Source organism: Nevskia soli, from assembly GCF_903970205.1.
Classification (GTDB): Bacteria; Acidobacteriota; Terriglobia; order Bryobacterales; family Bryobacteraceae; genus Bog-113.
Genome location: NZ_CAJCHS010000008.1, coordinates 1 through 6964 on the forward strand (window position 1 = coordinate 1; position 6964 = coordinate 6964).

The following is a 6964-nucleotide window of genomic DNA, read 5'->3' on the forward strand; positions in this document are numbered from 1 at the left end:
AGGGTGTGCCGCAGCTCGGGACTCTTCAGAATGCGGCGGACGTCCTCGGCCTGCCATCCATCGCGGTAGTTGGTGAGCATCGCGATGATCGGCAGGTTGGCCTGGCGGGCGATCACGGTGACGGTCTCGTCGCTTTGATCGTCGATATCCCCCGCGGCATTTTGCAGTACAAACCACTCGGGAAGCAGGTGGGTAAGATGCGCTAAGTTAATCCGTAGAGATACGATGCTGGAGCTATCCCAATTCACATAGAACCCGAAGACGTAAGGCTTTCCTTCGGCGATCTTCGCGGCCTGCTTCGGATGCATTACCGGCGAGGCCGATCTTACATACTTCAGGTCGTGAGCATCGTGCCGCATGTCTCTTTGCGCTTTGAACGGGACGTTGCGCGCCACCTTCTCGCCCCGGACGATCGATCGGACTTCTTCCTGCGCCGGCGTGGCGATCTGCGTTTGAGGTAATCCAATCGCCGGGAGTTTGTAGTTAGCGAACAAGGCCAGTAAGAACGCGACCACCAGCAAGAACGATCCGATTCCCGCCGTTTGCAGCGCCCGGCTGAAACGTTTCCAACGTTTCCCCGTCGGATCATAAAACACGAACGCCTGCGTTGGTTGATCAGCCATGGTTGTTACTCCGACGCCGCGCCGACGTGCTTGCGAATTAGAGCGGTGGCCGCATCATCACACGCTTTCGCGGCGGCCTCTCCGCCTTGATTGGTCGCGACCAGAACGGCGAAGTCCTTCACCGGCGCCAGCCAGATCACGGCGAAACTCATCGTGTTGCTGCCGGCGTGAGTCAAAACACGGCCGCCGCCCCAGGGACGGTTCACCAATATCCATCCGAACGCGTAAGTTCCGCCCATGATCGGCGTGTGCAGATAACGAAACGTTTCGGGAGTCAGGATGCCGCCGGATTCGCCCTTCTCTCCGCGTAAGTGGGCCTGCGCGAACTTAGCCCAATCGCCAATCGAACAATGCACGGTGCCGGCCGGGCCGACTAATGGCGGATTATCAGCGAGAGGACCAGGGGGAAGGGGAGTTCGAAGGGGCCCAGTTACGAGATGTTGCCATGGCTGGTCAATTTGTCCCGGAGTTCCCGGCGCTCCGAACCCGCAAGAATCCATATGAAGCGGCTTGAACAGCCGCGCGGTCATGAGGTTTTCCCAGCTATCGTTTCCGATTCGTTCCGCGATCGCGCCGGCAATAATGTAGCTTCGATTCGAGTAAAGAAATGTGCTCCCCGGCCGATTCACCGGAGCTTCCGACAGTACGGCCGCGGCATACCTGCGTCGTTGCTCGGGCAGGGAACCGGACCATTGGCGGAGTTGCAGCAGGCTCACACCTTTCGGAGCTGTGGCGTCCGATAAGCCCGCCCTATGTGCCAGTAACTGCTCCAATGTTACCTGGCGATAAGCGGAGTTCATGGTTGACTTCAGGTCCGGGAGTAGTTTCTCCAGAGGATCCTTCCAAGAGAGTTTCCCTTGCTCGACAAAAATTGCGAGCAGCGTGGCCGTCATCGCCTTGGTATCGGATCCGAGGTGGAACTGATCGGTAACCGTAACCTTATCCGGTGCGCCTAACTTGCGCACGCCCGCCGCGCCGATCGCTTCCAACCCACGGCTGGTCACGGTGGCTCCAACTAACGCAGGTACATCGTTCTGCTTTCGCACCGAGTCGAGGTCGGTACTTATATCGAAGACCTGATCTGCCACTGCCACAGTTCCGACCACAAACGCTCCAAGCACAACCAGCCCGAGTGGAAGAGCGAGTTTCAAGCCTGACTCCACAACCAGGCGGCAAGGTGCTCCTTCTGTTGCTGGGTAGCGTGCGGATTGACTTCAAGAAGCCACTTACGGCCCGGTTCTTCACCTAACTTCATCCGAACCCTTAAAATCCGGTCCCGTCGGCTTACTAGAAGTTCGACCGAATCCCCCGGCGCGTACTGCTCCAGCCGTTTCGCCCAGCCGTCCGGAGTTACTCTCCAATTGTCGATCGCCAGGATCTCATCGTCGACGCTCAGTTCCGCGGCCGCGGCCGGCGTGTCCCGTGGAATTGCGCTGATTACCAAGCGGCCGTTGTCGGTTCGCGTCTGAAACCCGGGCCAAGCCTTAACGCGACCATCGCTTTTGGGCGGTTCCGGCTTCTTAAACTGCAATCCAAACCAGTCCAGCGCTTCGGAATAGTCCACCGGCGCGGTGGTTTCCAGAAGCGTCCGAAACCACGGTTTCAAGTCGGCTCCGCTCACGTCGCTTATGACTTGAACGAAGTCGTCGGTGGCGTATCCGTGCGCGCCGCTGAATCGCGAGTAAGCCAGCCGCATCCCGTCATCCAGGCTTTTCGCGCCATTGGTTAAGTGGCGAATATGGGCGTCGATCAACCATCCCGCGACCGCGCCTTTCACGTAGTAACTGATCGACGAGTTGACGGAATTCTCGTCCGGACGGTACTCCTTGATCCAAGCGTCGTAGGAGGCCGATTGGAGCGGCTGCACCAGCCGCCCCGGCGTCGTTTCAAGCGTGGAGATAAACGCCGATAGCCCCGCACGCTCCGTCGGCAGCGCATTGGTTCCAAGATACTCAGCGGTACTCGACAGACCGGCCCGGCGGACGTTCAAATCGGTGTAGTAGTTGGTTACTCCCTCGGCTACCCATAAGTTCGCGGTGTAGTTCTCATTTTCGTAATCGAAAGGACCAAGTTCTACCGGGCGCAGCCGTTTGACGTTCCAGGCATGAAAGTACTCGTGACTAACTAAGCCGAGCCAGCCGAGATAGCCGGTGCGTGTCCGCGTCGCATAGCGGCCCGTCATCATGCACACCGAATTCTTGTGCTCCAAGCCACCACCCGCGTCGGTAATAAGGTTGAGGAACACATATTTTTCATAGGGCAGGGAGCCCCACATCTTCAAGTTTTCCTCGACGATCTTCTGTGCGTCCCGGGCGGCTCGATCGCCATCCCACAAAGGCGTTTCGCCCTCATTTACAAGGTAATGCTTCTTGCCGGCAACCTGGAAGACATGGACGGTGGGACTTCCGGCCAGGATCGGAGAATCCACCAGAGTGTCGTAGTCCGGCGCGTGAAACTGGTTCGGCGCCGTTTCCTGCATCCCGCTAATCGAAAGCTTCCACCCCGCGGGCAATTCGATTTGGACATCATGTTCGCGGTTCAGATCACCCAGCCGGGTAACGAAGGTAGCGGCCCCGTTCAGAAGGGCGAAGTTTTCATCCACCCAATTGGTACGCACGGTCATTTCGCGCGAGTAAACGCGATACTGCAGACGCACGCCCGTCCCGGCCGGTATCGTCACGCGCCATCGATTCTTTCGTGTCTTAGTGATGGCTAGAGGCTTACCGTCCGCATCGAACGCGCGAATATCCTCCAGGTTTCGGGCATACTCTCGAACCAGGTAAGATCCAGGCGTCCAAACCGGAAGGAATAAGTCGACGGCCGTCTCGCCCGGATTTACGGGAATCTGGGCCTCGACTTCGGCGTAATGGGTAAATGGAGCAGGGAATCGCACGGTGTACCGCACCGGCCCCGCAGCGGGCGCCGCGTTTCCGCTCGTCAGGACGGCAAATGCAGCGATGCCCATAAGTGCATTTCCTCGCACGGTTGATTATCGCGCATCCTTTCCAGGCGGCCGTGGTTAGGCGGCCGTGGTGGTTTTGCACCATTGAAGAGTTCGATGAACGGAGCTAAATCATTGTAACGAAACCAGTTTCCCTTTGGCAGCGTCGATGCTTGCAGGAGAGTAGCGGTTATGCGGCGGTTGATGGCAGTATTAGGTATCCGGTTACCTTTCTCCTTGGCTCTGGCGGGCATGTGTTCGCTGGTTTCTGCCCAACAACCGCCGCTGGCCGCGTCTTTTTCTAGCGACGCCGGTTCTGGCGATGCGGGTTACGAGCAACCCTTGGACCAGCCGTTCGATCAAACGAGCGGGCCACAGGGCACTTATAATCCCCGGCCGGTTCCCCCCGGACCTGGCGCCGGCGATGTTCCGCCGGATGTTGCCGGTCCGCCCGTTGCACGCGTGAGCTTGGTGAATGGAGACGTCTCGATTCGCCGCGGCGATTCGAATGACGCCGTGGCCGCAGCGCCCAACGCGCCGTTGATGGCCGGCGATGTGATCGCTTCGGCGCCCGGCGCCCGCGCGGAGATACAACTTGATTTCGCCAACCGGATCCGTCTGGGTACAGAGGCGGAAGTGCGGATTGCGGAACTGCAGCCGGGCCGGGTGCATATCGAAATCGCCCACGGGACGGTGAGTTGGAGCGTGGTCCGCGAGAGCCGCCTGCAAGTTGAAATCAGCACGCCGAATGTTTCCGCGCGTCCGCTCGGCCGCGGTCTTTACCGTTTCTGGGTGCGCGATGACGGCCAAAGCGTGCTCACCGTGCGCCATGGCTCGCTCCAAGCCTTCACCGAGAAGGGAAGCGACCGGCTCACGGAAGGTCAGACCATGTTTGTTCGCGGCGGCCCGCAGGACCCCGAGTATCAGGTGGTGCCGGCAACCGCTCCCGACGAGTGGGACCGATGGAACGAGAGCCGCGACCAGGCTTCCGATCACGCGCAGAGTTATCAATATGTGAACCCGGAAATGGCGGGCGCCGAGGATCTGGATACCTACGGGCAGTGGGTGAACGACCCGACGTACGGCGAGGTTTGGTCGCCCCAAGAGCCGGCCGACTGGGCTCCGTATCAGGACGGCCGATGGGTTTGGGAAGACTACTATGGATGGACTTGGCTCGGTTATGAACCCTGGGGTTGGGCGCCGTACCACTATGGTTCGTGGTTTCGGGGCGGAAGAGGGTGGTGCTGGTATCCCGGACCGATCTATCGGCCCATATTTTGGAGACCGGCGCTGGTCGCGTTTTTCGGATTCGGTCACTTCGGCATCGGCTTCGGCTTGGGCGGGTGGGGCAACATCGGTTGGGTTCCGCTGGCTCCTTTTGAGAGATTCAGCCCCTGGTATGGCCGCGGCATCTTCGCCGGAGGGTTCAGAACTGGCTTTCACATAGCTAACGTAAACATATACAACGCTTATAGAAACGCGCGCGTGGCTGGGGCGGTTAGCGGCATCGCCGCGGGTGCCTTCACTGCCGGTCGGTTTAATGGAGCGATCACGCGCGTGGGCGCCGGGGATCTTCGGCAGGCGGGACTGGTTCGCGGCGCAATGCCGATCGCACCGACCGCAAACAACTTGCGGTTCTCCAATCGGGCGACATCCGTTGTGCCGCGAAGTACTGCGAATACATCGTTTTATTCCAGAAATCCTTCAGTTCCACTTCAACGGACATCGTTTACCCAGCAACAGCAGTCGATCCAGAGAAATACGGCTCAGTACTTCTCGCATGGATCAACCTCAGGTGCCACGTCGCCGTCCAGCCGCGCGCAGGTAGCGCCCGCAACGGCGGGCCGGACATTTTCCGCAGCTCCAGGCGGTCAGACATATGGTGCCGCGTCCGCGTCGGGCTGGAGCCGATTTGGAACTCCGAGCGGTGCCGCCGCAAACGCCGCTCCACGCGAAAACTCCGGATGGGGACGCTTCGGTACGACGGCTGCCGGCGGGCAAAGCTACCGGGGCGAGGGCCAATCCATTCGGATCGCGCCGCCGATCATGCGGAATCGGTCGTACGAATCGCCGGGTTCCTACAGTTCACCCAGGGGATACGCGACGCAGAGCTATAGTGGCCCGTCTGCTAGTGCGCCGCGGTCGGCACCCAGCTATTCAGCTCCAAGGTCAAGCAGCAGCCCGCACTATTCGGCCCCGGCCAGCCATTCCAGCGGCGGCGGCCACAGTGGCGGTGGCGGCGGACATCATCGCTGACGAACTTCGTCTGCGCGGATGTTCGCGATGTGAGCGATCAGGTCTACGGGAACGGGCTGCGCGAAAGGGAAGCGAAGTGTTCCGCGGTTGTTAAGCTCGCAAGTTGGGAGGCTATCTTTAAATGCCTCTAAGTGCCTAGCTGCGACCGGATACAGCGAGTAGTGGCGCTTCCAGGCGGCGACATAGATGACGATTTCGCCGCGCAATCGATACGCCGGCATTCGGTAGGAAATCACTTCCTCGGCGCGTGGAACAGCCTGGCGGACGGTGCTTCGAACCAGCTTGAGAACGGTTTGAGCCGCCACGGGCTGCGCGGCGATGTAGTCGTCCACCGACTCGAAAACCGTCATCAAAGGATCGTTTCCAGCCGAACGTAGCTGGCTTCCATGCCGTGCTCCATTCCTGACGCCAGCATTTCTTTCCGTGTCTTGGCGTCCGGCAGCGTCATCCGTATCGTCATCAGGGTGCCGTCGCCGTCGGGTTCAAATGTGGTTTCGACGTGGTTCTCCGGCGTGGGATCCGGCAGATGCATGCGCTCCACATGAACGATGCGGCGGAACGGATCGAGCGCGAGATACCGGCCGGTTATGTAGAACCCCTGGCCGTTGCCGTTGGCCCATTCATAGCGAAAGGTGCCGCCGGGTCGCGGATCGTTCAGGCATACCGGCATCGTCCAGCCTTCGGGTCCGAGCAGCCACTTCCGGATGATCGCGGGCTCGGTGTGCGCGCGATAAACGGCTTCCGCCGAGGCGGCGAATCGGCGATTCACAACCACATGTGTGTCGCCTTCGGTCTTCAGAGTCATCTTCGTCATCGTCATAGTTCGTCCTTTCGTTCCTTCGTCTGTGCTGCCAAAACATCATCCAGCCGCGCGTAGTTCGTTTCCAGAGCATTCCGCAAAACGTCGAGCCATCGGTCAATCTCCGCGATAGCCCCCGGAGCCAGCCGGCACGGACGCTTCGCTCCTTCGACCCGGCGCGTGATGAGGCCGGCTTCCGCCAGGACTCGAAGGTGCCGGGAGATTGCGGGCTGACTCATCGCGAACGGTTGAGCCAACTCCATCACGGTCGCCTCTCCGCCGGCCAGCCGGGACAGGATGGCTCTGCGGGTGGGATCGCTGAGTGCTGCGAACGTACGGTCCAAG

At 60.1% G+C, this 6964-nt stretch carries 7 protein-coding genes; 1 reads left to right on the forward strand and 6 read right to left on the reverse strand.

Features of this window, described 5'->3' with window-relative positions; genetic code table 11:
* From H1Y01_RS00370 to H1Y01_RS00380, 3 genes are all read right to left on the reverse strand, one after another.
* Positions 1-623, reverse strand: a 623-nt coding sequence (locus H1Y01_RS00370) for a hypothetical protein (RefSeq protein WP_180538111.1), incomplete at its 3' end; no start/stop codon positions are given.
* 5 nt (positions 624-628) lie between these two features.
* Entirely contained in the window at positions 629-1774 is a 1146-nt protein-coding gene (locus H1Y01_RS00375; protein WP_180538112.1) for a serine hydrolase domain-containing protein, read from the reverse strand.
* Positions 1771-3588 (reverse strand): M61 family metallopeptidase, encoded by a 1818-nt coding sequence (locus H1Y01_RS00380; protein WP_180538113.1) that lies wholly within the window; start codon positions 3586-3588, stop codon positions 1771-1773. The genes H1Y01_RS00375 and H1Y01_RS00380 overlap by 4 nt, the downstream gene beginning before the upstream one ends.
* Before the next feature lie 318 nt (positions 3589-3906).
* On the opposite strand from H1Y01_RS00380, the gene H1Y01_RS00385 reads away from it, so the two are divergent.
* Complete coding sequence (locus H1Y01_RS00385) at positions 3907-5820, forward strand: FecR family protein (protein WP_180538114.1); 1914 nt, start codon at positions 3907-3909, stop codon at positions 5818-5820.
* On the opposite strand, the gene H1Y01_RS00390 is transcribed toward H1Y01_RS00385, so the two are convergent.
* From H1Y01_RS00390 to H1Y01_RS00400, 3 genes are read right to left on the reverse strand one after another with little or no spacing between them, the layout of a single operon-like run.
* Positions 5811-6170 carry an iron chaperone gene (locus H1Y01_RS00390; protein ID WP_180538115.1) on the reverse strand — a complete coding sequence of 120 codons (360 nt, stop codon included), beginning with the start codon at positions 6168-6170 and terminating at the stop codon, positions 5811-5813. The two genes, H1Y01_RS00385 and H1Y01_RS00390, sit on opposite strands and share 10 nt — an antisense overlap.
* The gene (locus tag H1Y01_RS00395; protein ID WP_180538116.1) at positions 6170-6634 is read right to left on the reverse strand and encodes an SRPBCC domain-containing protein; all 465 of its coding nucleotides are present in this window, start codon (positions 6632-6634) and stop codon (positions 6170-6172) included. Before H1Y01_RS00395 ends, H1Y01_RS00390 begins: the two co-directional genes overlap by 1 nt.
* A gap of 2 nt (positions 6635-6636) precedes the next feature.
* Positions 6637-6963, reverse strand: a complete 327-nt coding sequence (locus H1Y01_RS00400) for an ArsR/SmtB family transcription factor (protein WP_180538117.1) — start codon at positions 6961-6963, stop codon at positions 6637-6639.
* Position 6964: the final 1 nt, after the last annotated feature.

Bases quoted from the DNA above. Each gene is read 5' to 3' on its own strand.
- H1Y01_RS00380 (WP_180538113.1), bottom strand. From the start codon at position 3,588: ATGGGCATCGCTGCATTTGCCGTCCTGACGAGCGGAAACGCGGCGCCC.
- H1Y01_RS00390 (WP_180538115.1), bottom strand. From the start codon at position 6,170: ATGACGGTTTTCGAGTCGGTGGACGACTACATCGCCGCGCAGCCCGTG.
- H1Y01_RS00395 (WP_180538116.1), bottom strand. From the start codon at position 6,634: ATGACGAAGATGACTCTGAAGACCGAAGGCGACACACATGTGGTTGTG.